The organism is Shewanella colwelliana, assembly GCF_001735525.1.
Classification (GTDB): domain Bacteria; phylum Pseudomonadota; class Gammaproteobacteria; order Enterobacterales; family Shewanellaceae; genus Shewanella; species Shewanella colwelliana.
On record NZ_MCBT01000043.1, the window covers coordinates 186031 to 210751 of the forward strand.

The following is a 24721-nucleotide window of genomic DNA, read 5'->3' on the forward strand; positions in this document are numbered from 1 at the left end:
CAACAAGCGTTAAGGGCTTTTTTTACGCCAAGTCTCTGGTAGCTCAACCTGCTGCCATAATGCTTGGCACAAAGCCTCGCCTGACTGCCACTCCCCCTGCTGCAGCCAAGCCACGAGTGCATCCCCTACCTGCGGATATGCGATCGGTAAAGGCCTAGGCGCTTTTAACCAGCGCCGAACAATGTGCGAGTCTAAGGTCATCATGCAATCGGCTGCGCCTAGAAGCTCCAATGCGACAACATTTGATAACTGCTCAAACTGACCACGCAACGGTTTAACCAGCAGTTTTTTACCTAAAGTCAGCGCCTCACTTGCCAACTCAAACCCGGCGCTAGCAATCACCCCGCCACAACGGCCTAGCACTTGCTTGAATCCGTCACGACTAAAGCCTGACCAACACACATGGGCTAGATCATTAGCAGATGGTGCAGAGCCATGAAACACTTGAAATAGATAGCCGTCAAAAGGGCGCAATAACTCAACTATCGCCTCTGGAGATTCAAACGGTAGGTAAACCAATATTTCGTGGGACGCATAACTCACCTCTGCCGAAACCTCGACAAAGGGGGGTAATATTGGAAAACCAAAATGATGCCAGTGGCATCCAAGGGCATTGTCAACGGGGGCAAAATAGTTGAGCAAAATCTGATTAAACCAATTGTCGCCCACCTTAGGTACTGCATAACGCAGCGCTGCTTGATGACTGATCCCCACCGACGGTACGCCTTGCTGCTTCGCCGCCCAGGCGGATACAGGTTCAAAGTCATTCAACACTAGATCATAGCCACTTAGGTCAATGTTACGCACATCCTTAACCAGTGCGATGAGGGAGTTCTGCCAAGCCGTCTTCGTCATGCTCACGCCGCCATTGTGGGTAGCAAACGTTAACCCCGTTTCTGCACGATAGTCACCAAAACACTGCATATCAAAATAGTGACGAGCTTCTCTTCCTGAGAAGAAAAAGTCCACCTTGATACTTTGTTTGGCTAGCGCTTTTGCCATCACTCGCGCGCGGCTCAAATGACCATTACCCGTCCCTTGAACACCGTAAAGAATCCGCATTGTCTCTCCTTAGATGCGTTATTACGCCACAAATGGCATACAAAGATTGAAACTCATGACCCCTAAAGTTGCCCCCGCAGCGATATCCAACGGATAATGTACTCCTAGGATGATCCGCGAGAGTCCAATTAGTCCAGCCCATAAAAAAACCATCACTGCTATCGAGGGATAAACCGATGCTAGCGCACTGGCCATGACAAACGCGGCAGCTGTGTGCCCCGAAGGCAAACTAAATTTGTCAGAGGGTTCAAAGTGAACAGGCTTACTACCTGCATTCAGCACAGCTTGGTAACAGGGGCGGGTACGGCGAATGGTATTTTTTAAAATAAGGTAAAGCGGCAACTCAACAATAAAAGCAGCCAACGCACTATTAAACAGTAACTGACCAGAGGGGTGAACTAACAGTAAGCAAACACTTAGGTAGAGATATATGGGACCATCGCCGGACTTGGAAACAAGTCTAGCGGCAACTCTGAGTCGATACTTGCACCCAAAATCATTGATCAGAGTAAAAATTTGGCGATCAAGTTTAGCGATTGACTCAAACATAAAAGGCTCCGGATCAACAGTGATTGATCAGGAGCCTAAAAAATAGCTATGACGCCTCAGTGACACCTAGCCTAAATATTTATGACAGAGATTAAGCCTCTGCTGGTGTATTCGCCTTCACTTTAGCGCGGAATATTTTCACCAAGTGGTAAATATTGATGCAAGCAACGAACGCATTCATGCCAGCAACAGGCCAAGCCGAGATATAAACCCCGTAAATCACAAACAGTGTACAACCTGTAAAATTCAGACATCTTAGCCAAACAATGTCTTTCATCATTAACGATATTGCAACCATGATTGATGCAGAATATCCAATAAGTTCAATCGTGTTTGAAGCTTCCATAAGGCACCTTCTTGAGGCCCTCTGCCGTCCATAAGCTAACTGGGGGATCCGTGCCCCTAAAGCAAGTTAAAGTTAAGTTAATCAATGACTGCCTATATGCTAACAAATTTGCCATCAACATGTAATTAAAATACGTTATTTAATGACCTGAATCATGTTTTATGCCCAATAGAGCAGCAATGAGAGAAATATTACAACAAACGAGGTAATAGCCTCTTTTATCGGCAATTGCGTGATTGATAACGCTTTTCTTTTTAAGAATCCCTTATATACTGGCTGCTATCAATAATTTGCTGATTTATCCTAGCAAAATGCCTTTCTACAGGAGTATGACTTATGGAATACAACACCTCAGAACTTTGTGACACTTACATTGATGTCGTCGATGTTGTTGAACCTATGTTCAGTAATTACGGTGGTTGTAGCTCATTTGGTGGTTCAATTAGCACTATCAAATGCTTTGAAGACAACGGTCTAATCATCGAAGCGCTGCAACAAGATGGTGAAGGTAAAGTCCTACTTGTCGACGGTGGCGGCTCATTACGTCGTGCATTAATTGACGCATCAATTGCTCAGTTGGGTGTTGATAACAAGTGGGAAGGCATTATCGTGTACGGTTCAGTGCGCGATGTTGATTCACTTGAAGACCTCGATATCGGCATTCAAGCCATGGCATCAATTCCTGTAGGTGCCGACGGACATGGTGTTGGTGAATTAGAGATCCCAGTTAACTTCGGTGGAGTCACCTTCCTCCCAGCCGATCATGTTTACGCTGACAATACTGGTATTATCTTGTCGCCAGAGCCACTGGATATCGATTAATTCGAACCCGAAATGGGCTAAGTGATTTAAACTTGGGCATTTAGCCCGAGCATGACAGCAAAAGGACGACTCAGGTCGTCTTTTTTTGTGGCATTTCGATTGCTCCGCCTACTCTTGAGTCGCAGTAATAATCGCTATCGTTGTGGCTATCGGCATAAGATGCAGTCGATTCATGCTGGTATCTTCACAGTTATCAGCCGTCTGTCTGGCGGGGAATGTGTCGATGCTTTGGGCACGATACGTCATCCTTGGCCGCTTAACGAAAACATCTGACCCACACGCAAGTAGGGAATGTCGAAAAATGTCGAGAACATTCTCGACCATGCCATCAATGTCCGCTGCCATATCTACACTGAGCTATTCTATAGCTTCGATTTAGCTACATTTGTTATCCGTAGGACAATCAAAAGCTAAAAACTTGGACAAAACCTGTCTATCTAAAAGGTTTCTAGGTCGGTAGCGAGATAATGAAACCATAGGTAATAGAGAGATTAATATTGATGAGTCCCTAAATGGCAAGAGATGATATTTTTAGGGCGGCGCCAAAGTATCTTGTTGGCGGCCATATTATCTTTGCAACTTCTTGCGCCGTAAGTGGCGAGCCATCGCTTCTGTCGTCGGATATTCAGGTAAAACCAACCACAAAACAACATAGACAAATACTGGAATCGCAAAAAACAAGCTGGTTAACAAAAATGCCAACCTAATACCGTTTTTTCGCAAATGATAATACTCGGCAATACCTGAACAAACTCCAGCTAGAACCGCTGATTCTCCGCGAGTGAGAACTTTCACATTGTCTAAACTTTCCATGCCACCTCCGTTTGGCTACTAGCCCCTGTTCAGGGGAACATTCTAGTTGGCTATGCTTGCGCACAGCGTCAAAAGTAAAAATGCCACCATTAACACCATAATCTCTTAATATAAACCATTTTTAAAACCGTTCGTAAATAGTAAAAATGTTGGATCTAACGCCATGAACATTAAATGATCGGATATATAACCCACTAAAAACAGTAACTCCCGTAATAACCCAAATAGAATGCTCATACTGCTCAGTGAAACCAATAAAAATTATCACTGGTGACTCCCCTCCCCCGAAGAGTCTTACACATTCGTCGTTCCCTCTCCCCTGTGATCACGACATTGTTCGGCATTCCATGATTCAGTTAGGCTAGATGGCGTGCAACGTATCGTAGAAGTGTTTGCACATGAGATAGCTCTTTCACATCTGATCACGACATTGGGATAGCTATATACAACATCCGACGAAAAGGCGATTAATAACGGTGAAGGATTACAGTCAATCGCATAGGATACATTTGGATACAGACCCTAAATTACAAGTCCAATATAGTGGCGTCACCGTCACTCGACAGATGTAAAAAGGATCTGAAAATGAAAAAATTATGCTTTGCTATCACAGCGATTTTAATCTCTAGCCATGCAGTTGCTGAAGGTAATACCTATATTCGTAACGGTAATATATACAGCCATCAAGGCCAGTATTTTGCAGGAGCTGGTGTAGCAACTGGCAGTGAACTTTATAAAGGTCAAGACCATAAAACGGCAGTTTACCTTAACGGCGGCTACCATGGTGAAGACTTTAACGCAGATCTTGCTGGTATCAACTATCGATTTATGGGTGACAACAATAGCACGCTCAACTTTAGTGCCTTTGTCGTTGCAAACCAAGGCTTGGAGGCTAGTGACGCCGATATTTTAACTGGCATGAAAAATCGTAAAACAAGTGGTGATTTAGGTGTGAATGCCGATATTCGCGTCGGCCAAGGCACTTTTTCAACCAAATTTCAACACGACGTCACTGGCGTATATGATGGTTATCAGGCTGACGTAACTTACTACCACCCAATGCACCTCGGGTTTGCAGATCTCGTACCTTACGCTGGTGTGCACTATTTCAGCAAAGACTATGTTGATTACTATGCTGGTGTATCTAAGTCTGATGCGACAGCTAAACGTCCTGAATATAAAGGTAGCGGCTCGCTTGCCTATAAGGTGGGCTACTCGCTGGTTGTTCCCATAACAGAGCACCTCGATATCACTCAAGCTACCGCATATTCACACCTGTCACCAGATATTGCTGATTCACCACTTATCAATAGCAGTAACCAGTGGGTAACCACATTAGGCGTGAGCTACAGCTTCTAATCAATCTGGGTGAAAAATAATGAAATCATTGAGAAATATATGTGTGAATGTAGGGTTAGCAATCTTACTAACAGCTTGCGCGACCCCCTATGACACCGAAAAAAGCTTTTGGTCATTTGGGAAAGGATTTGAAACAGCACAGATAGCCCCAGATAGTTGGCAAATCAGTTTTGTTGGCAATACCAACACCGACCGGGCTTTGACAAGAAAGTACGTCATGCTTAAGTCTGCTGAACTGTGCCAAAAGGCAGGCTTTCCCTATTTTACCTTCACTAACGAGCAAACCTATCGCGACTCAGTGGGTCAATTTGGGGTCGGGGCAAGCAGCAGTAATGATCTACTATGGGGCAGTTCTACTATTGATAAAGAAACTTCTTCCATTGTAGAAGTCACAGGCCTAAAGAGTAACACTTCCAATACAGGCGCTCGCGTGTATGACACCAATTACATCATTGGTCATATCAGTATCGAGGATTAACTATCTTCCTATCAGCGCCATTCATAACTGAGTGGCGCATTATCTTGCCCTGTATAACACTAAGTCACATCGCTGAGGAGGAGTATTACCCACTAGCCTGCAGATATTTGCTTCGCACTCGGTGAAGGTTCAACTTGTGTGGCGCAAAAGCCGCTTAAATTGCAATGACATTCTCGCACCACCGAGTTCAGGCGCTCGACCAATTAACAATTTTGACCCCATCCAACAGCCTATTCGAGTTACAATTGCAAGCCCCATACCATGACCCGCATTGCCTCGACTCTGCTGACCACGCACAAATGGCTTGATCACTTGTTCCGCTTCCTCTGCTGCGATGCCATGGCCATCATCATCAAAATGAACCCATCCACTATCACCTTTAACCTCGACGACTACCTGCACCTTTGAGTGACCAAAGCGCTCGGCATTGCTGAGCAGGTTAGCAACTTGCATTGATAGATACTTAGGATCCGTATTAACCATCAAAGGGTCTGAAGACGGTAAAAAATTAAGCTGATGTGGCCCGCTTTGATTAGCTAGCTTTTGCTGCAACCAGCCGTTTAACTCAATAAGCTGCAAATCTGGTTGTATATTAGCTTGGTCAAGACGCGCGTAACTTAATAGCGTCATGACCAACTCTTCCATGGTGTCGATATCTCGATTAAGACGCTGAAAATACTTAACTCTTAACTTCTCATTGTGCGTTTCTTCTAGCGCTTCAATACCAAACCTCAACCGGGCAATCGGGGTTTTAAGGTCGTGAGAAACGGCTCGACAGAGCAACTTATTGTCATTAACTAACTGTTGAATACGATCTGCCATACGATTAAATTCGGTTTCTATTGAGCCGATATAAGACGTCTTGTTGACCACTATTCTCTGTTGCAGCTTTCCCATACCAAAAGCCTTAGTTGTTTTACTTAAGTTCAACAGTTGACGGATCAAAGGCGATACCCACACCAACATAATCAAAACCACGCCGCCATAAAAGACCATGGTATACAGCTTGTTAAGATTTAAACTGGCCTCTGCAGGAGTAGTGAGACTGGTATTAATGTTGAGTACTTTCCCAGTCTTAGGAAGGAGATAATGCAGCGATATTCCTTCATCAGACTCCAGCAATAAGGAAGCCTCGGAGTCAAATTGTAATTGTAGTGGTGATGGCAAAATGAATTCGGTTTCAGCAACCAGCGACAGCTGTTCTGAATTATGCTGGTTCCAGTTGTCTATAAAGATATCGTTGTTCGTTGCATCATTATCCAAGCTACGTGCTAGGGAAACGCCCAACAGTTTTAATGCTGCCAAATGGTCAGTTGTACTTGGGGCTTCAGTCTGTGGATTATGCAACGCAGCAAACTCGCTAATCGACCAGCCCAAGCTGATGATAGTGGCTAACACTGCTAGTATCAGTGAAGCAATTAACTTTCTCATGAGTCGGCGCCAATATCATCGCGGCAGAATAGGTATCCTTTGCCACGAATCGTTTTGATTTTATATGGCTGACTTTGGGCTTCATGTAGCTTTTTTCTTAATCGAGATACACGGATATCGACTGAACGATCTAGGCCATCGTACTCAATGCCGCGCAGTTGAGAGACTAACTCTATACGACTGACAACTTGACCCACTTTTAGTGCCAGCAACCAAAACACGTCAAACTCATTAGCGTTTAATTCTAATGATTGTTCGCCAATCGTCACCGATCTAGACGCCGCATTGAGCACCAGAGAGTCAAATACTAGTTGCTGCTTGATTTTATCATCATTAGTACGGCGCAATAGCGCTTTTATGCGTGCGAGCAACACTTGTGGACGAATTGGCTTAGTAAGGTAATCATCCGCCCCAACATTTAACCCCTGAATTTCATCGCCATCCTCAACACAAGCGGTCATAAAAAGAATGGGGCCTGAATAAAAAGCTCTAGCGTCCTTACACACATCGAATCCATTTTTAACCGGCAGCATCACATCTAATAACACTAAATCGGGTTGCTCTTCGGCGATCATCTCTAAAGCATAGTCACCTTGACTAGCGACTGTGATCCCATAGCCGTGATCAAGTAGATAGTCACCAATCCACTCTGCCAACGAGGTATCATCTTCGACAACTAATATGTGTTTTTCCACTGACATCCTTAAAATAACCTCCAGCCGGACTGACTTTGCTTGGGTGCTTTATACACCCAAGTCACAATCACTTTAACTTCAGCAAGTGGGTTTGTATCGCCGTTTCTGATCAGGTTAAACGTAGTGGTTTTATCCCCTTCAAAGCTATATTGGTACTGTTGTACGGATGCCCCCCGCCAGCAGGTGAGCTGTTGCTGCCTTTCAACCAGGACTAAACAATATTGACCAACCTCAGGTGTTTTCCAGCGAAACTGCACATCTTGATAGCAAGTTTGGCCTTTATGCAGTGCGACACATCGTTCTGGTGCCGCAGTAAAGACAATTGAAGGTTCTTGCCCCCAAGCTGCAAGAGGACAACAGAGCAAGGTGAGCATAAGGCACTGACTGAATTTATTCATATGCCCCCTAAAATACATAACTGATAGAGGCGTTAAAAAACGACAGGTGATCAGCTTGATTGAAGGGGCTGTCAGTGATTTCATCTGACAACACATTGATACGATACATAGCACGAAATACAAAGCTCTCGCTGAGCGGGTATGCCACTCCAAGCTCTAGGCCGTAGCTAAATGAGCTATCTGGTCGGTATTCAGGTAACAGTTCTGTCGCTTCATCGCTATCGATACCAAACAGATAACGGTTCAATGTCGATGATGAGTACTCAATACTGCCTAACGCATGAAAGTTCCAATTACGAACTTGCCAAGATTTACCCAGACGGGCACTACTTTGAATCCCTTGACCATCAAAATAATCACTAACGATGCGATATTGGAATACGTAGTGGTCATCCCAATAACGTGTAGCTCGAAACCCTGCGCCGACATAAATAGACTCTTCAGACATGAGATAAGCGTTGCGGCCGGCTTCAGTGAGAGTCGATGGATCGACATCGTCAACGCGAGACCAAGTACTTTTAAGATTGGCGGCTAGAATATCTAACGACCAATGATCTGAGTTCCAAATATTAAACCCCAGATTAATGCCATCTTGAGATTGATGTATCATCTCAACAAATAGCCCTTTGTACTGGTACACGCCGCTAATCAACAGCGATGGCTGAATAGTCTGATGGTCTCTTTGGCGAATATCAACTTTATTGATGCCGTAAACGCTAGCGCCAAGCTCAAAATAGCCGCCGTTAGCTAGACGATTATCAACGCCTCCAGTAACAGTGGTAGCAATATCAGATGCTACAGCAAGGCTTGAAATCAAGATTGAGAAGAATATGCATAGTTGGCGGGTGATTCGCCACATAACACGACCAATACTCATAATAGGCTGATATTGCATTGTATAAAATTCATTTGAAGAATCAGTAAAACTAAATGACACTTATGCAGGGCCATGATGACATCCTTTTATCCATGATTTTAGCTCATGCACTCACCTCTATGCATGAATGAATGCAGGCTATAGCAAGATTCTGTTTAGCTTAAGAGCTTGTTAACGATAATCAATACAAAATGGCGTTTGATCATGCTTCTCGATTATGCAAAAAGCTAAATCCTGCTGCTTAAACGTCTCTAAAATACTACACATGCTCATAACAGCGCAATGTGATGCTAGTAATCAAAATCGTTGAAAATAGCGGAGTATTTATTGAATAAGATAGAGGCTATTGTTATCGGTTTAGCTCTACAAATTGAAAACATCTCACAAATTGTCGCCTTCATACCCCCTGCCTTGTTAAATTTGGCAGAACACAAAAAAAACACACTTTATTTAAATTGATCAATTACTATTGTCAGCAGATACCTTGCATCACTAACAACTAAAAGAACCGACACCATGCAAACACTTATCCCTTTTACTGCCGAGATCTGTAGTGCCCTTGTCGCCAAACGAGAAGGTGAGACCAAAATTGGCCAAACCTTACATTGCTACGATGGCCAAACACCACTAACGCAAGCGCTTAGCCAAGCCAAAGATAAAGGGGTAAAATTTGCCATTATCGGCATAGGCGAAGATATCGGCCCCCGCGCTAACCTTGGCCGAGGTGGCGCAATCGATGCCTTTGACGCAGCGATGGCGCAATTTTGTAATTTTCAATCTAACCAGTTTCTCGACGGCAACTGCTGCCTCGTTCTTGGGCAAGTGATTACTGACGATCTACAACTACCTGGTACAGCATCGGCGGCCCAATTACGAGCCAATGTAGAGCAACTTGACGAACGGGTTATCGCCATCGCCAGTGACATCATTAGCGCGGGACTGGAACCTATTGTTATCGGTGGCGGCCACAATAATGCCTATGGTCTGTTGATGGCGGCTAAAACGACATTGAAGCGCCCGATTGCCGCGGTGAACCTTGATCCCCATTCAGACTTTAGACCGCGAGAAGGTCGCCACAGTGGTAACGGTTTTAGCTATGCAGCAGCAAGTGGAGCGCTGGGTTATTACCACGTACTCGGCATGCACGAGCTGAAAAACAGCCAACAGACCTTAGATCAATTAATGGCCTTTGGCGGAAAGTGGCATACGTTTCAATCAATTTGGGTACGCCAAGAGCTGGAACTAAAACAAGCAGTTAGCGATATTGTCGTCGACCTTAATGCCAGCGGGCTCCCCGTGGCCATTGAACTGGATCTCGACGCTATCATCAATATGCCTAGCAGCGCCTCGACAAGCGCCGGAGTCCCACTGATTGATGCCCTCTATTATGTCAATCAAGTCGCTCGTCAAACCCACGCCTGCTACTTGCATTTAGCTGAGGGCGCACCGAGCTGCCATACTGCTGGCGTCGAGGCTGGACGACGTGAAACAGGGCAAAGTATCAGTGAATTGATCTATTCCTATATCCAAGGACGTATTACTCAGCATCCCTTGGGCTAATTGGGCTCAGGGAATTTGGCTTATTGCTAATATTGTGATGTAATGCTGCGTCAATTTTCTCGAAACTCTGCGCTAGGGCGCATTTTTAGAAAATGACCAAACAGATTATTTACATCGATCACAGAGTGACCGATGAATGATTCAGCAAATTGAGTCAATCACTTACACTCGCCAGTAACAGCAGCAAAGTACAGGAACACAGCAATGTCTGAGGGCACACCAAACAGTACCCATTTCGGTTATAAGACGGTAGAAGCAGAGAAAAAAGCGGATCTAGTCGCCGATGTTTTTCACTCTGTCGCAGCCAAGTACGACATTATGAATGATGTCATGTCCTTTGGTATTCACCGCATGTGGAAACGTTTTACCATTGAAAGTGCAGGCGCTCGTCCAGGCATGAAGGTACTCGACCTCGCTGGCGGTACTGGTGATTTAACGGCTAAGTTCTCGCATATTGTGGGTAGCAAAGGCCAAGTAACCCTTGCCGATATTAATGACTCAATGCTTAAAGTGGGTCGTGAAAAGTTGCGTAACCGCGGTGTTGTCGGCAACGTCAATTACGTGCAAGCCAATGCTGAAGCACTGCCGTTCCCAGACAATCACTTTGATATTATTACTATCGCTTTTGGTTTACGTAATGTCACCGACAAAGATTCGGCTATCCGATCTATGTTGCGTGTACTCAAGCCTGGCGGTAAGTTGCTAGTGCTTGAATTTTCAAAGCCGCAGCATGATATTATGCGCAAAATATATGATCTTTATAGCTTCAAAATTCTGCCAAAAATGGGCGACATCATCACAAAGGATGCTGGCAGCTATGAGTACTTAGCAGAGTCAATACGCATGCACCCAGACCAAGAAACCTTGAAAGGCATGATGGTTGATGCGGGTTTTGAGCAGGTCGAATATACCAACATGACAGATGGTATCGTTGCGCTGCATAAGGGCTACAAGTTCTAGCCCTTAACTGTCTCGCCTCACACTACTAGGTAAAGCATGAAACGTGAAATTGCATTGCTGATCAGTGCGGGGCTTGAAACCGCACTAAAACAAGCAACCAACCAGTCTCCAGACACTTACAGCAAACTCCATAGCCTGCATGGTAAAGTCTTGTGTATCCAACTGACGCAGCTCAGATGGCCACTGTATCTGCTCTTTGCTAAAGAGATTCAAGTCTTTAGCCACTATGAAGGTGATGTTACCACCCAGGTCACCGCCGATCTCACCACACTATACAAGCTGACTGAAGGGGCCAACCTCACCGAGTTAATTAAGCAAGATCAGCTAAAACTCGAAGGCGACCTTAATCTACTGCAAACCTTTAGCCATTTCATGCAGCAGATGGAGTTCGATTTTGCCGAGCCGCTATCACGCTATATTGGCGATGCTCCGACTCACATTTTAAGCCAAGGCGCTAAACAGCTAAAGCAAGATCTGCTGCAAGTGATATTTAAAAGCCGAGATCATCTTGGGCAGTTAACCACCGAAGAATATCGCCTTGCACCACATAAAATCGAATTTATCCATTTTGGTGATAGAATCGAGCAGCTTGCGGCAGATACCGATGCCTTGAGCCAACGGATTGAACGACTTACCTCTAGGGCAAACTTTAGCAAATGACAGTTAAAAGCATTCGGCGCGCATATCAAGTAATCAAAACCGCACTCCATTACGGACTCGATGAGCTAATTCCATCAAAGCTCAAACCTTGGTATTTCCGTCTGCTACGTTGGAGTTTTTTTTGGTTAACCAACCAACACAAAGATAAGGTTGGCGGCGAACGTTTAAAGCTGGCGATGCAGGAGTTAGGTCCCGTCTATATTAAGTTTGGGCAGATGCTATCAACTCGGCGCGATCTGCTCAGCGATGAGTGGGCCGAAGAGCTAGCCATGCTACAAGACCGTGTGCCACCTTTTGACTCAGCGATCGCGCGCCAACAGATTGAAGCGGAACTGGGCGCCCCTATTGAAACCTATTTCGACAACTTTGATGACACGCCACTGGCATCAGCTTCAATTTCCCAAGTCCATACCGCCACCCTCAAGTCCAATGGTGCAAATGTGGTACTTAAGGTCCTACGCCCTAACGTAGAAGAAAAGGTGCATGCCGACCTGCAACTGATGAGCCAGAGCGCACAGTTTTTAGAGACTCTGCTTGGTCACGGTAACCGTCTGCGCCCTGCCGAGGTGGTGGAAGATTACCGCACCACCATAGAAGGTGAACTGAATTTAAAACTTGAAGCACTCAATGCCATCAAGTTACGCAATAACTTTATTGACTCTGGGGCACTTTATATCCCCTTCATGTATGAGGAGTTTTGTTTTACTCGTCTAATCGTGATGGAACGTATTTATGGTATTCCTGTGTCCGATAAAGCCGCGCTTGAAGCCCAAGGCACTAACCTAAAATTATTGGCGGAGCGTGGTGTAGAACTGTTTTTCACCCAAGTATTCCGAGACAATTTCTTCCATGCCGACATGCACCCTGGCAACATATTTGTCAGTACCGAACACCCTGAAGATCCCTTCTATATCGGCCTAGACTGCGGCATTATGGGCACGCTCACAGAGCAAGATAAGCGTTACTTAGCAGAAAACTTCCTCGCATTCTTCAACCGAGATTATCACCGTATCGCCCAGCTTTACATCGAGTCCGGTTGGGTGTCGGCCGATACTGACGTTCCTGCTTTCGAGCAAGCCATAAAGGTGGTTTGCGAGCCCATGTTTAATAAGCCGTTAGACGAGATCTCCTTTGGCCATGTGCTGCTTGAGTTGTTTAGAACGGCAAGACGCTTCGATATGGTGGTGCAGCCACAACTGGTGCTGCTTGAAAAAACCTTACTCTATATTGAAGGACTAGGTCGACAGCTCTATCCTCAGCTCGATCTGTGGAAAACCGCTAAGCCTTTCTTAGAGGATTGGATGGCTGAGCAGATGGGGCCAATAGGGATGGCAAAAAAGATGAAGAAGCAGTTTCCCTACTGGGCGGATAAGCTACCAGAATTGCCAGAACTAGTTTATGACAACCTAAAAATGGGTAAAAACTTCGTCAATAGCCAAAACCAGTTGCTCGACCGCTATCTAAAACAGCAACAAAAAGCCCATAAAAGTAACTACCTTTTAATCACATCAGCAGTTTTAGTGATCTGTGGCACTATTTTGTTCGCACAAAACGCTACACTATGGGCCTCTTATGGGTCTGTCGGCATAGGGGGCATTCTGTGGATGCTCGGATGGCGATCTAGGCCAAAGAATCGCAAATTTTAGCTAGCACTAAATAACCAAAGGTTCATAATAGAACCAATATTAACTAAAGAGTTAAATAGAGAGGAAAGTTTCATGGGTGGCATTAGTATTTGGCAACTTCTTATCATTGCTTTAATTGTCGTTTTGCTTTTCGGAACAAAGAAGTTACGCTCACTTGGCGGTGACTTAGGTGGCGCAGTAAAAGGCTTCAAGAACGCCATGTCTTCTGAAGAAGAGAAGAAAGCACTTGAAGACAATGCAGCAGAAAAAACCGCTCAGACTGACGTAAAAAAGACTGAGTCCAAGGATAAAGAACAGGCGTAATTCCTTATGTTCGACGGTATCGGCTTTATGGAGTTACTGTTGATCGGCGTTTTAGGGCTAGTCGTTCTTGGCCCTGAAAGACTCCCGGTTGCAGTACGTTCAATTACAGGCTGGATCCGAGCCATGAAACGCATGGCTAACTCAGTAAAAGATGAACTTGAGCAGGAGCTTAAAATTGAGCAACTGCATTCAGACCTTAAAAAGGCTGAAAGCCAAGGACTTAAAAACCTTTCTCCTGAGTTACAGGATTCAATCGACCAACTAAAAGAAGCAGCCCAATCTGTTAATCGTCCCTATAAGGTCGAAGAGATTGCTACGGGTACAGACAGTACCAAGAGCGACTCGACGCCAACAGAGACCAAAACAGACAAGGCCAGCAATTCTACAGAAAAATCTGACGGGTAGTCCATGTCGCAACAGCAGCCATTAATAAGCCACTTGCTCGAACTGCGAAACAAGTTGCTTAAAGCCATTGGTAGTGTGCTTTTTGTTTTTATTTGCTTAGTTTATTGGGCAAACGATATTTACCATTATATGGCCACGCCGCTGATGGATGCGCTGCCAGAAACCAGTAGCATGATTGCTACGGATGTGGCGGCTCCGTTTTTTGCACCGTTCAAACTGACCTTAGTGTTAGCATTTTTCATTGCCATTCCTTACGTGCTTTACCAAATCTGGTCCTTTATTGCGCCGGGCTTGTATAAGCATGAGAAGCGCTTAATGCTGCCACTCCTTACCAGCAGTACACTACTGTTTTACCTTGGAATAGCATTTACTTATTACATCGTATTCCCAGTGGTATTTGGCTTCTTCACCAGCGTGGCCCCCGAAGGCGTAGAGGTTGCGACGGATATTAGTAGCTATTTAAGCTTTGTGCTTAAACTGTTTTTTGCCTTTGGCTTAGCATTTGAGATCCCGATTGCGGTGATTTTACTGTGCTGGGCAGGTGTAACGACTCCTGAAGAACTCAAAACAAAGCGCCCCTATATTGTTGTTGGCGCGTTTGTTATCGGCATGCTACTTACACCTCCAGACATCATCTCTCAAACCATGTTGGCGATTCCTATGCTGATATTATTTGAAGGGGGATTGATTGCTGCGCGTTTCTACAGTAAAAAGGACTCTGAAGAAGACGAGCAGATAGAACAGGATGAACCTGGCCAGTAACGCTGACAACGCAAAACTGATGGCTACCTCATTAGGGTAGTCGTCATAGCGGGTCACACATTTGGCGCTCAAAATAATAAAAGGAACTCTTTATGCGCTTACGTTTTTCCCCAATGGGTTGGGTCTCTCTCGCCACCGTTTTATGCACTTTTCAAGCTTCCGCTAATATTGAGCAACAGCTCGCAGCCTGCGCAGGTAAATCAGATAAATTAGACCGGCTTGTTTGCTATGACAATTTGGCACAAAGCGTAAAGCAAGTGAGTCCTGTCACTCAAGTTGCAGCGCCAGTCTCAAAACCTGCCCCGGTCTCATCACAAGCGCCAACTGCAGCCGAAGTTGCCACACCTGTCGTTGCTGCAGCGCCTCAGTCTGCAGAAGATAACTTTGGTAAAGTCTATAAAGAAGAGAAAGAAGAGATTGATAAACTTTACTTAACGGTAAAGTCTGTCAGTAAAGATCCTCGCGGGACATTAAAGATTAGTTTTGAAAATGGTCAAGTTTGGAAGCAAAACGACAGCCGTCGTTTCAAAATTAAGGCTGGCGAGACCGTTTATATCGAAACCGGTGCATTGGGTTCTTTCCTATTGGGCCGTGATGACAGCAACAGCACAATTCGAGTTAAACGCCTCGACTAATGCCAAGTCACATAGACATCGCTGTTAACTTAGTTGGCAGCACCTTAGAAAAAGATCTCGATAATGTGATTCAACGAGCGGTTGCCCAAGGGGTATCACCGCTCATTGTTATTGGCAGTGATTTGACTGAAAGCCAACAAGCCATTGACTGCTGTCATCAGCATCCACAATTACTGTTTTGCACCGCGGGGGTTCACCCTCATCACGCCAAAGAGTGGCACAGCAGCAGTGCTGACCAACTGATTCATCTGGCGCAACAGCCTCATGTGGTGGCAGTAGGTGAATGCGGCTTAGATTATAATCGCGACTTTTCACCGCGCCCGATGCAGCGTAAAGCGTTTGCCGAGCAACTGGCTATTGCAGTTGAATTACAACTGCCAGTGTTAATGCATGAACGTGACGCCCATGAGGATTTTGCGGCGATTTTACAAGAGTACCGTAGCGAGCTAAACGGCGCTCTACTGCATTGCTTTACTGGTAACCGAAACAGTTTAGCGCGCTATATCGACCTTGACCTGCATTTAGGGATCACTGGATGGGTGTGTGATGAACGGCGCGGAATTGAGCTCGCAGAATTAGTACCACTTATCCCAGACAACCGCATCATGATAGAAACCGACAGTCCCTATCTACTGCCGCGAAGTATGCGCCCCAAACCTAAATCAAGTAAGAATGAGCCACAACACCTCCCCTATATTAGTGAATATGTGGCTAACCTAAGAGGCCAATGCCCCAACGAATTTGCTAAACAGGCTTACACTAACAGTGCGGAGTTTTTTAAGTTAGCGTGGGCTTATGAAGCGATTTAACGCATTTTGCATATTGATCTTGCTCCTGTGCAGTAGCCATAGCTATGCTGAATCCTTGCTGGCCGTAAATAAAGACCAATCTATCGATTTGTCCTCATGGCTCTATTACGTTCAAGACCCACACATAGATACGCTAGCTCAAGTATCGAGTCTCAGTTCTAGCCAATGGCAACACTTAACGCCACAATTTAATGATCACCTCAATGTGGCACCTTTTTGGATAAAATTCAGCCTGTACAACGCCACAGATAGCAAGATCCGGCGATTTTTATCTCTGGCTAATCCGCATATCGATAAAATCAGTTTGTATCACCTTCAGCGAGATAACACTCAGGTTCACATAGAGATGGGCGATAGCTATCCCTTTTCTCAACGCCCTATTCCCCACAATAGTTTTTTATATCGTTTCGACTTACAACCCGAGCAGGTACATACCTTCTATCTCAGAATTGAAACCTCAGGTAGCGCAAACATTCCATTATCACTGTTATCGCCAGATCACATTGTAGAAGTCACTGAACGCCAATCGCTCACCCAAGGCTTTCAGCTTGGGGCATTAATGGCTATTGGTCTATTTAGCCTTTTTATCGCGATTACCTCCCGCTCCTATAGTTACAGCTACTATTCTGGCTATGTGCTCTCTGTCAGCCTATTGGTTGCCACCTTACATGGTTTATCTTTTAGGTATTTATGGCCTGACTGGCCTATTGTCCACCAAATTGTGATCCCATTGTTGATTCCAATTGCGTTAACATTTGTGCTGATGTTTTCCGAGAAAGTACTGCAACTCAAATATCATAATTTAGCCATGTTAAGACTGTGCCGCTACTGTGCAGCAACCGCCTTTTTCTTAATATTAGTCACCCCATTCCTAAGTTACTCGGTGGCGCTTAAGCTGAATATTATCGCCGTACTCATCACCACATCCATGCTGATGGTGATTGCAATCACTCTTAGTATACGCGGCCACAAATTAGCTAAACTCTACACTTTAGCCTGGTCAGGTATGTTAATTGGCTCGTTTGTTACCGCCATGATGTATCTCGGTGTGCTTTACCTACCGATTCTGCATCAAACACCCATTATGCTTGGGCTGAGTTTTGAGATCGTCTTTATGGCGGCCGTTTTAGCGATTCGCTACAACGATGAACGCAAGGCTAAGCTCCAAATTCAGCAGGAAGCTTTACAACAAGCCCAGCGCATACGCGAAACCCGTGAAGAGGCGCTAAAAATTGAAGCCGATAGCAATGAAAAACTTGAACAGATGGTACAAGAGCGCACGTTAGAACTAGAAATAGCGTTAAGAGAGCTCAATGAAGCCAACCAAAAACTGACAGAACAAAACACGGTCGATAGCTTAACCGGTGTGAAGAATCGCGCTGCTTTCGATAAAAGATTGCTCGCTGAAGGTCGTTTAAGTCGTCGCCAACAAACGCCGTTAGCCATCTTAATGATCGATATCGACCGCTTTAAAGGTATTAACGATACCTTCGGTCACCTCGCAGGAGATCAGGCTCTAAGACTCATTGCACAAGCCTTAAAGGAAAAATTAAGACGTCCAAGTGATCTAGTGTCACGTTTTGGCGGTGAAGAGTTTGCTATGATATTGCCTAACACCGCAGAAGAAGGCGCGTACCAAGTAGCTGAACTTATGCGTGAAACCGTGTTCCAACTCCCTCTGAGTTGGGAAAAAAATGCAATACCGCTAACCATTAGCGTAGGGATCTGTGCGGACATCATCAATGACGACGAGCACATTCACTCCTTGGTTGAGCGGGCAGATAAAGCACTTTATCGTGCTAAAAATGATGGACGAAATCGCGTCTGCGTTTATACGTCTGAACTCGAAGAATAGATAAATTCGCTTGCAAATCATGCCTTTTATATGGCCGAAAGGTCATGCAACTCGGCATTTTTTTCTAAAGCCAGTAACCCTAAATTAGGAGTCGAATGTGAACATCATTACCAGTGCTTTTCCACAGCGCAGAATGCGCCGCATGCGTAAACATGATTTTAGTCGCCGTTTAATGGCTGAAAACCAGCTATCGGTCAATGACTTAATCTACCCAATGTTCGTACTCGAAGGGAATAATCGCACCGAACAAGTTGCCTCAATGCCTGGTGTTGAGCGCTACTCTATCGATCTATTGCTCAAAGAAGCTGAAGAGTTAGTCAAATTAGGCATCCCACTAATTGCACTATTTCCTGTCACACCAGCAGAGAAAAAGTCATTAATGGCGGAAGAAGCCTACAATGCCGATGCGCTGGCGCAACGTGCAGTACGTGCACTAAAAGAAGCATTTCCTGAGCTAGGAGTGATGACTGACGTTGCACTCGACCCATTCACTACCCATGGACAGGATGGCATCATCGATGAAGATGGTTACATTCTCAATGACATCACCACCGAAATCTTAGTGAAGCAAGCGCTTTCGCATGCTGAAGCCGGCGCTGATATTGTTGCCCCATCAGATATGATGGATGGCCGTATTGGTGCTATCCGTCAAGCATTGGAAGAAGCTGGCCACGTCAACACACAAATCATGGCCTACTCCGCTAAATACTCATCAAACTACTACGGTCCGTTCCGCGACGCCGTTGGCTCTGCGGGTAACCTAAAAGGTGGCAACAAGCATAGCTATCAAATGGATCCAGCAAACAGTGATGAAGCCTTACATGAAGTCGCTCTCGACATCCAAGAAGGCGCGGATATGGTCATGGTTAAGCCAGGTATGCCGTATCTGGATATCGTCACTCGCGTTAAACGTGAGTTAGCCGTGCCAACCTTCGCTTATCAAGTAAGTGGTGAATACGCTATGCATATGGCTGCCATTGAAAACGGTTGGTTGGCTGAGAAAGCCATTGTGATGGAGTCACTACTTTGCTTTAAGCGTGCTGGTGCCGACGGTATCTTAACTTACTTTGCTAAACGCGCAGCTCAGTGGCTAAAAGAGAACGACAACAACTAGTCTGCTTGTTGAGTAAAAAGAGAAGCCAGTGATATTGTCACTGGCTTTTTTGTTGTAAATCATCGGCTAATAACTAGCTCGCCTGTTGCAGTCCAGTCTCTTCTTCGGCTAGCGCAGCCTCGATGATTGTCTTAAATTGGGCCGGATTATCCAGCACCACGTCAACCTGGCTCACCCACTCAGTCAACTGCCCCATTGATCCATGATAGAGTTGTGGCGCGTTAAACATCAATCGTGTATTGCTCTGCCCTCGCCCGAGGCTAAGTGCTTGCTTATCGCGTGTCGCATTATCATCAAGTAAATCGACCACAGTTATACTCGTTAGCTTAACGACGAGCATCCCCCAAATACCTCGATTTAGCACCAATTTTTCATCTATGAGATAACAACTATAATGCCGGGCAATCCGATGACTCGCACAAAGTAGCACCACACCATAGGCGATAAACCCTGCCACAAAGAGAGCAGTTAACTCACTCCAATTGACTAACGCGAGGTAACTTCCCGTCGCAGCAGTCATTAAGGCGCTAAGCAGTAAAAGTAGATGCCAGCGACTCGCGGAAAATGAGGAGATATGCGCAATAGCGCTAGCATGATGCCGAGAAAAATAACTGATAGCGTAATACCAGCTAGCTGGTTCAGTCGCTAACATATACCCCAAGGTAAGTTTCTTATCATCTTGGAGTGGCGGCTTATCAGCTGCAGGCGAGGTTTGCTCATGATCGACGCCATATTGATTGATCACCGTCAGCCGCGGATCGCCTTTGGCCTTCCTTGCCTGCCACAACCCTCGAGTAATACTCACAATCAAATACAACTCAATGGCCAGTAGCACGGCAATAATAGGAAAGCGTAGCCAAGCGATAAACTCAAAGTAATTAGCTATCTCAGCGGGGAAGCCAAGCCGAGCCATTAAACTACTGAGACTGAAAATAATAAGCAGCTTCCACAGCTTTTGCTCACCCACCTTGATAATCGCATACCAATACAAGAGCGGTAGCAACAAAAAGTAGACCACTGATACACCAGTAACAATCAGATAGCTGCGATCGCCGCTCAGTTGTTCAGGTAATATCTGAAAGCCAATGGTATAGGCCAATATGGCACTAACTAGAAATAGGACTCGGTACTTGACACTTCGCCTCATACAAGGCTCCCTGTGTGATTAACTTAGTATTAACATTGGGGCATAGGTGATGGAATTCAATGAAATAAGAATGATAAGCGGTTAAACAACAAGGATCATCTAGCGGTTAGCCCTTGCAGCCTGCTCCTCTTGTTTGAGCTTCTCTATCGTCAAGGTACTAATTTGCCCCATTAGGACGGTGATTTGTGTCTGTATCTGCTCGCGTTTTTTCTGAGCCGCTTCACTCTTGTCGCCTTCCAGTGCCTTTAACGCTTGTTTGAGTTTTTCAACCTGCTCTTTTAATGTTTCTAGCAGTTCATCTATCGGTTTTTTCGGTGTCTTTTCCGCTTCAGCCTGTGCTTTAGCTTTTTCTAGAGCCGATTTGTCATGCAGTGTACTGCCCAACTCACTGGCCAGTGCTTTGCGACCAGCTGCTGAAATCGACACGCTAGCCGCTAACTCAGTTCCCTCTTGCTGCTGACTTTGGGTTGTAACCACAGGAGTCGCGAGTCCATTAGTTTGTTTGGCGGTGACCTTTAGCTCACTTAGACCGCTTAGACCGCTACGCGTCGCGATATTTTGTTTATTAATACCATCGATGTTCATTGCAAGCCTTCCTATGTCCAATCACCCCAATCGCTTCTTCTACAGGTTATCGGCTACATGCAAGCACAACTTGAATGCATCATTATAAAAAGAGGCGATGATGGTAATACCAATCAGTATAAAGATGGCACCAGCATCGCCACCCAGACACAAACGATGATCGTAATAAGGGAAACCGTACTAGATAAGATAATCGGCGCCTAGCGCCACAAACAGACTAAGCCCAGCCCAGTTGTTATTTAAGAATGCCTTGAAGCAAGGAGCTCGTTCGCGCCCATGGATCAACTTTTGTTGATACAAGCTAAAACCAACGAAAGTGATGATACCTAAGCCATAGAGTAGTCCGCGCTCAGCACTTAAGCCCGCCATAATAAAACACCCTAATGCCACAAGCTGAAATAGGGCAATGATCTGCCTATCGAATCGTCCAAATAAGATGGCTGTAGATTTAATGCCAACCTTGAGATCATCATCTCTATCGACCATGGCATACATGGTGTCGTAGGCGACTGTCCAGCACCAATTGGCGGCAAACAACCACCAAGCTTCTGCGGGGACTTCACCCGTTTGTGCGGCATAGGCCATAGGGATCGACCAGCTCCACACTACCCCAAGGAACATCTGCGGCATATTGGTGAAGCGTTTAGTAAATGGGTAGATGATGGTTAGAATGATACCTACCACTGAGAGTTTAACCACCAAAGGGTTAAGCAGCAGCACTAATCCAAAAGCAAATAACCCCAACACTGCAAACAGTATCAGCGCTTCTTTAACCGATACCTCACCACTTGCAAGCGGACGAGATTTGGTTCGCTCTACGTGTGAGTCAAGATCTCGGTCGGCGTAATCATTGATGATGCACCCACAAGCACGCATGACCACCACACCAATGATAAAGATAAAAAGTACCTTAATATCAGGCATGCCACCAGCAGCTAGTAGTAGTGCCATCAGGCATGGCCACAGTAGCAACAAGGTCCCTATGGGCCTGTCCATACGTGCTAGACGCAAATATGCATCAGCCTTATCCTTTAAGTTCATCTTGTTAGGCTCTCCTAATACTACTCTGGCCTTTTTTCATCTCAGCATAAAATTATTCAATGGCATTATGACTGACACACTGCCACTTTCAAACCATTTATGCGATTGGGAACTATACCTTTTCTAGGCGAGCAAAAGCGATTTTCAGACGTTTACGGCCGACATCGTCAAAGTTCACTTCAATGACAGCCTGCTCACCATTACCTTCTAGATCGATCACCTTACCTTCACCGAACTTAAAATGCATAACCCTTTGCCCAATACTAAAACCTGATTCATGTCCGGCTACTGCTCTCACAGGTCGATTTCGGCTATCGCTGATCGCACTGTTAATGCGATTACTAAAGCGATTCGTGGGGGCAGTTACTTGCGCCTTTAAGCGGATCTCTTGTACATACTCACTAGGGATCTCTTTAATAAAGCGCGACGGCCGAGCAAAGTTTTCACGACCATAGATGCGTCGAGACTCAGCATAGGTGATATACAGCTGCTTCATGGCGCGGGTCATACCCACATAACAGAGACGGCGCTCTTCATCGAGCCTATCGCCCTCATCCATCGCCATTTGACTCGGGAAAATCCCCTCTTCGACACCCGCCATAAACACCATTGGGAACTCAAGCCCTTTGGCTGAATGCAATGTCATGAGCTGCACCGCATCGGTAAAAGCATCGGCTTGCCCCTCACCGGCCTCTAATGCGGCATGGGATAAAAACGCATTCAACTCGCCCATATCCTCGAGATCTTCAGGCATCACAAACGTACGTGCAGCCGTGACTAACTCCTCTAAGTTCTCTACTCGCGCTCGGGCCTTTTCACCTTTTTCCGCTTCATACATGGTTTTTAGGCCAGAGGTTTGAATCACATGATCTGTCATGCGGTGCAGAGAATGTTCTTCTGTATCCTGTTGCAAGGTAACAATCAGATCCATAAAACCGCGTACCGCATTAGCAGCACGACCACTGAGCACTTTCTCATCCAGCAAACGTAAACAGGTTTGCCATAAGGTAAGCTCTTGCTGGCGAGCGGTAGAGCGAAGAATATCTAAGGTACGGCCACCAATACCACGGGCTGGTGTGTTGATGATCCGTTCAAAAGCGGCATCATCATTTTTATTACTGATAAGACGTAGATACCCCATGGCATCTTTAATCTCTTGGCGCTCGAAGAAGCGCAGACCGCCATAGATACGATATGCCATACCTTTGTGCAGTAATGCCTCTTCCAACACACGCGACTGGGCATTGGAGCGATACAAAATGGCGCAATCACTTAAATTGCCACCCATATCTTGCCAATCCATAATCCGACCGACGATAAAGCGCGCTTCATCCATCTCGTTAAATGCACAATAGAGCCCGATCTGCTCGCCCGCCTTATCTTCCGTCCACAGCTTTTTACCTAAACGATCAGGGTTGTTGGCAATCAGCTCATTGGATGCATTAAGTATGTTTGCGCTGGAGCGGTAGTTTTGCTCTAGGCGAATAGTCTGTGCATGGGGGAAATCGTCAAGAAACTTGTGTAGGTTTTCAACCTGAGCACCACGCCAACCATAGATAGACTGATCATCATCACCGACGATCATCACATTAGCACTGTTGCCTGCGAGCACGCGGATCCACGCATATTGAATTGCGTTGGTGTCTTGAAACTCGTCGACCAAGATGTTTTTAAATCTGTCTTGGTAGTGCTCTAAAATATGGGGCTTATTGAGCCATAACTCATGGGCTCGTAGCAGAATCTCAGCAAAATCCACCAAGCCTGCACGGTCACAAGACTCTTGATAAACTTGATAAATCTTCAGCAGATTTTGCTCGATGGGGAAACCCGTGGTATCGATATGCTTTGGACGTAACCCTTGATCTTTTTTACCGTTGATATAACCCTGAGCTTGACGCGGAGGATACTGTTTCTCATCAAGATTCAGGCTTTTCAAAATACGCTTAATTAAACGCAACTGATCATCAGAATCGAGAATTTGGAAACTTTGGGGCAAGTTAGCGTCTTGGTAGTGGGTGCGTAGCAAACGATGAGCTAGACCGTGGAAAGTACCAATCCACATCCGCCCCATATTACTGCCACTGACTTTCTCGACCCGTTCACGCATCTCGGCTGCGGCCTTATTGGTAAAGGTCACCGCCAAAATAGAATAGGGACTCTGCTGCTCCTCTTGCATCAACCATGCAATTCTGTGGGTTAGCACTCGGGTTTTACCACTGCCCGCGCCCGCTAACACCAACATGCTAGATTGTGGTGCGCTAACGGCTTCGCGCTGCTTATCGTTTAAGCCGTCAAGTAAAGAAGATAGGTCCATTCTTGCCTCCAAAAAATCAGGCAAGCAGTATAACAGGAGCCAAGGTTGAGATCATACCGATAGCAGATTATCTGCCGATAGAATCGCAGAGTCAT

The 24721-nt window shown here is 45.5% G+C and carries 27 protein-coding genes; 14 read left to right on the forward strand and 13 right to left on the reverse strand.

Translation table 11 applies throughout. The features are described from left to right. Positions 1 to 9: 9 nt before the first annotated feature. From BEL05_RS13865 to BEL05_RS13875, 3 genes are all read right to left on the reverse strand, one after another. On the reverse strand, positions 10 to 1062 hold the full coding sequence (locus BEL05_RS13865; protein ID WP_069671504.1) for an MJ1255/VC2487 family glycosyltransferase: 1053 nt from the start codon (positions 1060 to 1062) through the stop codon (positions 10 to 12). 21 nt (positions 1063 to 1083) lie between these two features. Further along, complete coding sequence (locus BEL05_RS13870; RefSeq protein WP_069671505.1) at positions 1084 to 1611, reverse strand: phosphatase PAP2 family protein; 528 nt, start codon at positions 1609 to 1611, stop codon at positions 1084 to 1086. A 91-nt stretch (positions 1612 to 1702) separates the two neighbouring features. After that, positions 1703 to 1957, reverse strand: a complete 255-nt coding sequence (locus BEL05_RS13875; protein ID WP_028762565.1) for a YgjV family protein — start codon at positions 1955 to 1957, stop codon at positions 1703 to 1705. Between the two features lie 336 nt (positions 1958 to 2293). Between BEL05_RS13875 and rraA the strand changes: the two genes are divergently transcribed. Next, positions 2294 to 2779, forward strand: coding sequence for a ribonuclease E activity regulator RraA (rraA, locus tag BEL05_RS13880; RefSeq protein WP_028762564.1), 486 nt, complete (start codon positions 2294 to 2296; stop codon positions 2777 to 2779). Between the two features lie 108 nt (positions 2780 to 2887). Here the strand turns inward: rraA and BEL05_RS21065 are convergent, their stop codons facing one another. Together BEL05_RS21065 and BEL05_RS13890 are read right to left on the reverse strand one after the other, a co-directional pair. After that, positions 2888 to 3025: a hypothetical protein gene (locus tag BEL05_RS21065; protein WP_156029369.1), complete on the reverse strand. Its 138-nt coding sequence runs from the start codon at positions 3023 to 3025 to the stop codon at positions 2888 to 2890. Positions 3026 to 3346: 321 nt separating this feature from the next. Next, entirely contained in the window at positions 3347 to 3592 is a 246-nt protein-coding gene (locus BEL05_RS13890; protein WP_028762562.1) for a PspC domain-containing protein, read from the reverse strand. A gap of 585 nt (positions 3593 to 4177) precedes the next feature. Here BEL05_RS13890 and ompV point away from each other — a divergent pair. Both ompV and BEL05_RS13900 read left to right on the forward strand, forming a co-directional pair. Then, entirely contained in the window at positions 4178 to 4951 is a 774-nt protein-coding gene (ompV, locus tag BEL05_RS13895) for an outer membrane protein OmpV (RefSeq protein WP_069671507.1), read from the forward strand. Between the two features lie 19 nt (positions 4952 to 4970). Further along, positions 4971 to 5429, forward strand: a complete 459-nt coding sequence (locus BEL05_RS13900) for a CC0125/CC1285 family lipoprotein (protein WP_069671508.1) — start codon at positions 4971 to 4973, stop codon at positions 5427 to 5429. A 129-nt stretch (positions 5430 to 5558) separates the two neighbouring features. On the opposite strand, the gene BEL05_RS13905 is transcribed toward BEL05_RS13900, so the two are convergent. The 4 genes from BEL05_RS13905 to BEL05_RS13920 are packed head-to-tail and all read right to left on the reverse strand — an operon-like array spanning position 5559 to position 8812. Further along, entirely contained in the window at positions 5559 to 6860 is a 1302-nt protein-coding gene (locus BEL05_RS13905) for an ATP-binding protein (protein ID WP_069671509.1), read from the reverse strand. Further along, complete coding sequence (locus BEL05_RS13910; protein ID WP_069671510.1) at positions 6857 to 7561, reverse strand: response regulator; 705 nt, start codon at positions 7559 to 7561, stop codon at positions 6857 to 6859. Before BEL05_RS13910 ends, BEL05_RS13905 begins: the two co-directional genes overlap by 4 nt. A gap of 2 nt (positions 7562 to 7563) precedes the next feature. Then, positions 7564 to 7953 carry a DUF3019 domain-containing protein gene (locus BEL05_RS13915; RefSeq protein ID WP_069671511.1) on the reverse strand — a complete coding sequence of 130 codons (390 nt, stop codon included), beginning with the start codon at positions 7951 to 7953 and terminating at the stop codon, positions 7564 to 7566. Positions 7954 to 7960: 7 nt separating this feature from the next. Further along, positions 7961 to 8812, reverse strand: a complete 852-nt coding sequence (locus BEL05_RS13920; protein WP_245687001.1) for a MipA/OmpV family protein — start codon at positions 8810 to 8812, stop codon at positions 7961 to 7963. Positions 8813 to 9346: 534 nt separating this feature from the next. On the opposite strand from BEL05_RS13920, the gene BEL05_RS13925 reads away from it, so the two are divergent. The 11 genes from BEL05_RS13925 (at position 9347) to hemB (ending at position 19539) form a co-directional block, all read left to right on the forward strand. Beyond that, positions 9347 to 10390, forward strand: coding sequence for a formimidoylglutamase (locus BEL05_RS13925; protein ID WP_069671512.1), 1044 nt, complete (start codon positions 9347 to 9349; stop codon positions 10388 to 10390). Between the two features lie 204 nt (positions 10391 to 10594). Then, positions 10595 to 11350: a bifunctional demethylmenaquinone methyltransferase/2-methoxy-6-polyprenyl-1,4-benzoquinol methylase UbiE gene (ubiE, locus tag BEL05_RS13930; protein WP_028762560.1), complete on the forward strand. Its 756-nt coding sequence runs from the start codon at positions 10595 to 10597 to the stop codon at positions 11348 to 11350. Positions 11351 to 11386: 36 nt separating this feature from the next. After that, on the forward strand, positions 11387 to 12010 hold the full coding sequence (locus BEL05_RS13935; protein WP_069671513.1) for a ubiquinone biosynthesis accessory factor UbiJ: 624 nt from the start codon (positions 11387 to 11389) through the stop codon (positions 12008 to 12010). Next, positions 12007 to 13656: a ubiquinone biosynthesis regulatory protein kinase UbiB gene (ubiB, locus tag BEL05_RS13940; RefSeq protein WP_069671514.1), complete on the forward strand. Its 1650-nt coding sequence runs from the start codon at positions 12007 to 12009 to the stop codon at positions 13654 to 13656. The genes BEL05_RS13935 and ubiB overlap by 4 nt, the downstream gene beginning before the upstream one ends. A gap of 72 nt (positions 13657 to 13728) precedes the next feature. Next, complete coding sequence (gene tatA / locus BEL05_RS13945) at positions 13729 to 13959, forward strand: Sec-independent protein translocase subunit TatA (protein ID WP_028762557.1); 231 nt, start codon at positions 13729 to 13731, stop codon at positions 13957 to 13959. A 6-nt stretch (positions 13960 to 13965) separates the two neighbouring features. After that, positions 13966 to 14364, forward strand: coding sequence for a Sec-independent protein translocase protein TatB (gene tatB / locus BEL05_RS13950; RefSeq protein ID WP_069671515.1), 399 nt, complete (start codon positions 13966 to 13968; stop codon positions 14362 to 14364). Between the two features lie 3 nt (positions 14365 to 14367). Further along, positions 14368 to 15126 (forward strand): twin-arginine translocase subunit TatC, encoded by a 759-nt coding sequence (gene tatC, locus BEL05_RS13955; RefSeq protein ID WP_028762555.1) that lies wholly within the window; start codon positions 14368 to 14370, stop codon positions 15124 to 15126. Between the two features lie 92 nt (positions 15127 to 15218). Further along, positions 15219 to 15761, forward strand: coding sequence for a hypothetical protein (locus BEL05_RS13960; RefSeq protein ID WP_069671516.1), 543 nt, complete (start codon positions 15219 to 15221; stop codon positions 15759 to 15761). Beyond that, the gene (locus BEL05_RS13965) at positions 15761 to 16570 is read left to right on the forward strand and encodes a TatD family hydrolase (protein WP_069671517.1); all 810 of its coding nucleotides are present in this window, start codon (positions 15761 to 15763) and stop codon (positions 16568 to 16570) included. The genes BEL05_RS13960 and BEL05_RS13965 overlap by 1 nt, the downstream gene beginning before the upstream one ends. After that, positions 16557 to 18425, forward strand: coding sequence for a sensor domain-containing diguanylate cyclase (locus tag BEL05_RS13970; protein WP_069671518.1), 1869 nt, complete (start codon positions 16557 to 16559; stop codon positions 18423 to 18425). Before BEL05_RS13965 ends, BEL05_RS13970 begins: the two co-directional genes overlap by 14 nt. Before the next feature lie 97 nt (positions 18426 to 18522). After that, positions 18523 to 19539 (forward strand): porphobilinogen synthase, encoded by a 1017-nt coding sequence (gene hemB, locus BEL05_RS13975; protein WP_069671519.1) that lies wholly within the window; start codon positions 18523 to 18525, stop codon positions 19537 to 19539. A 73-nt stretch (positions 19540 to 19612) separates the two neighbouring features. On the opposite strand, the gene BEL05_RS13980 is transcribed toward hemB, so the two are convergent. The 4 genes from BEL05_RS13980 to uvrD all read right to left on the reverse strand — a co-directional run bounded on the left by BEL05_RS13980 (position 19613) and on the right by uvrD (position 24626). Beyond that, positions 19613 to 20686 (reverse strand): hypothetical protein, encoded by a 1074-nt coding sequence (locus BEL05_RS13980; RefSeq protein WP_051412900.1) that lies wholly within the window; start codon positions 20684 to 20686, stop codon positions 19613 to 19615. 99 nt (positions 20687 to 20785) lie between these two features. Further along, complete coding sequence (locus BEL05_RS13985) at positions 20786 to 21271, reverse strand: hypothetical protein (protein ID WP_069671520.1); 486 nt, start codon at positions 21269 to 21271, stop codon at positions 20786 to 20788. A gap of 180 nt (positions 21272 to 21451) precedes the next feature. Further along, positions 21452 to 22312 (reverse strand): 4-hydroxybenzoate octaprenyltransferase, encoded by an 861-nt coding sequence (ubiA, locus tag BEL05_RS13990; RefSeq protein WP_028762549.1) that lies wholly within the window; start codon positions 22310 to 22312, stop codon positions 21452 to 21454. 112 nt (positions 22313 to 22424) lie between these two features. Then, positions 22425 to 24626: a DNA helicase II gene (gene uvrD / locus BEL05_RS13995; protein WP_069671521.1), complete on the reverse strand. Its 2202-nt coding sequence runs from the start codon at positions 24624 to 24626 to the stop codon at positions 22425 to 22427. Positions 24627 to 24721 lie beyond the last annotated feature (95 nt).

Bases quoted from the DNA above. Each gene is read 5' to 3' on its own strand.
- BEL05_RS13865 (WP_069671504.1), bottom strand. From the start codon at position 1,062: ATGCGGATTCTTTACGGTGTTCAAGGGACGGGTAATGGTCATTTGAGC.
- BEL05_RS13870 (WP_069671505.1), bottom strand. From the start codon at position 1,611: ATGTTTGAGTCAATCGCTAAACTTGATCGCCAAATTTTTACTCTGATC.
- BEL05_RS13875 (WP_028762565.1), bottom strand. From the start codon at position 1,957: ATGGAAGCTTCAAACACGATTGAACTTATTGGATATTCTGCATCAATC.
- rraA (WP_028762564.1), top strand. From the start codon at position 2,294: ATGGAATACAACACCTCAGAACTTTGTGACACTTACATTGATGTCGTC.
- BEL05_RS21065 (WP_156029369.1), bottom strand. From the start codon at position 3,025: ATGACGTATCGTGCCCAAAGCATCGACACATTCCCCGCCAGACAGACG.
- BEL05_RS13890 (WP_028762562.1), bottom strand. From the start codon at position 3,592: ATGGAAAGTTTAGACAATGTGAAAGTTCTCACTCGCGGAGAATCAGCG.
- ompV (WP_069671507.1), top strand. From the start codon at position 4,178: ATGAAAAAATTATGCTTTGCTATCACAGCGATTTTAATCTCTAGCCAT.
- BEL05_RS13900 (WP_069671508.1), top strand. From the start codon at position 4,971: ATGAAATCATTGAGAAATATATGTGTGAATGTAGGGTTAGCAATCTTA.
- BEL05_RS13905 (WP_069671509.1), bottom strand. From the start codon at position 6,860: ATGAGAAAGTTAATTGCTTCACTGATACTAGCAGTGTTAGCCACTATC.
- BEL05_RS13910 (WP_069671510.1), bottom strand. From the start codon at position 7,561: ATGTCAGTGGAAAAACACATATTAGTTGTCGAAGATGATACCTCGTTG.
- BEL05_RS13915 (WP_069671511.1), bottom strand. From the start codon at position 7,953: ATGAATAAATTCAGTCAGTGCCTTATGCTCACCTTGCTCTGTTGTCCT.
- BEL05_RS13920 (WP_245687001.1), bottom strand. From the start codon at position 8,812: ATGTGGCGAATCACCCGCCAACTATGCATATTCTTCTCAATCTTGATT.
- BEL05_RS13925 (WP_069671512.1), top strand. From the start codon at position 9,347: ATGCAAACACTTATCCCTTTTACTGCCGAGATCTGTAGTGCCCTTGTC.
- ubiE (WP_028762560.1), top strand. From the start codon at position 10,595: ATGTCTGAGGGCACACCAAACAGTACCCATTTCGGTTATAAGACGGTA.
- BEL05_RS13935 (WP_069671513.1), top strand. From the start codon at position 11,387: ATGAAACGTGAAATTGCATTGCTGATCAGTGCGGGGCTTGAAACCGCA.
- ubiB (WP_069671514.1), top strand. From the start codon at position 12,007: ATGACAGTTAAAAGCATTCGGCGCGCATATCAAGTAATCAAAACCGCA.
- tatA (WP_028762557.1), top strand. From the start codon at position 13,729: ATGGGTGGCATTAGTATTTGGCAACTTCTTATCATTGCTTTAATTGTC.
- tatB (WP_069671515.1), top strand. From the start codon at position 13,966: ATGTTCGACGGTATCGGCTTTATGGAGTTACTGTTGATCGGCGTTTTA.
- tatC (WP_028762555.1), top strand. From the start codon at position 14,368: ATGTCGCAACAGCAGCCATTAATAAGCCACTTGCTCGAACTGCGAAAC.
- BEL05_RS13960 (WP_069671516.1), top strand. From the start codon at position 15,219: ATGCGCTTACGTTTTTCCCCAATGGGTTGGGTCTCTCTCGCCACCGTT.
- BEL05_RS13965 (WP_069671517.1), top strand. From the start codon at position 15,761: ATGCCAAGTCACATAGACATCGCTGTTAACTTAGTTGGCAGCACCTTA.
- BEL05_RS13970 (WP_069671518.1), top strand. From the start codon at position 16,557: ATGAAGCGATTTAACGCATTTTGCATATTGATCTTGCTCCTGTGCAGT.
- BEL05_RS13980 (WP_051412900.1), bottom strand. From the start codon at position 20,686: ATGAGGCGAAGTGTCAAGTACCGAGTCCTATTTCTAGTTAGTGCCATA.
- BEL05_RS13985 (WP_069671520.1), bottom strand. From the start codon at position 21,271: ATGAACATCGATGGTATTAATAAACAAAATATCGCGACGCGTAGCGGT.
- ubiA (WP_028762549.1), bottom strand. From the start codon at position 22,312: ATGAACTTAAAGGATAAGGCTGATGCATATTTGCGTCTAGCACGTATG.
- uvrD (WP_069671521.1), bottom strand. From the start codon at position 24,626: ATGGACCTATCTTCTTTACTTGACGGCTTAAACGATAAGCAGCGCGAA.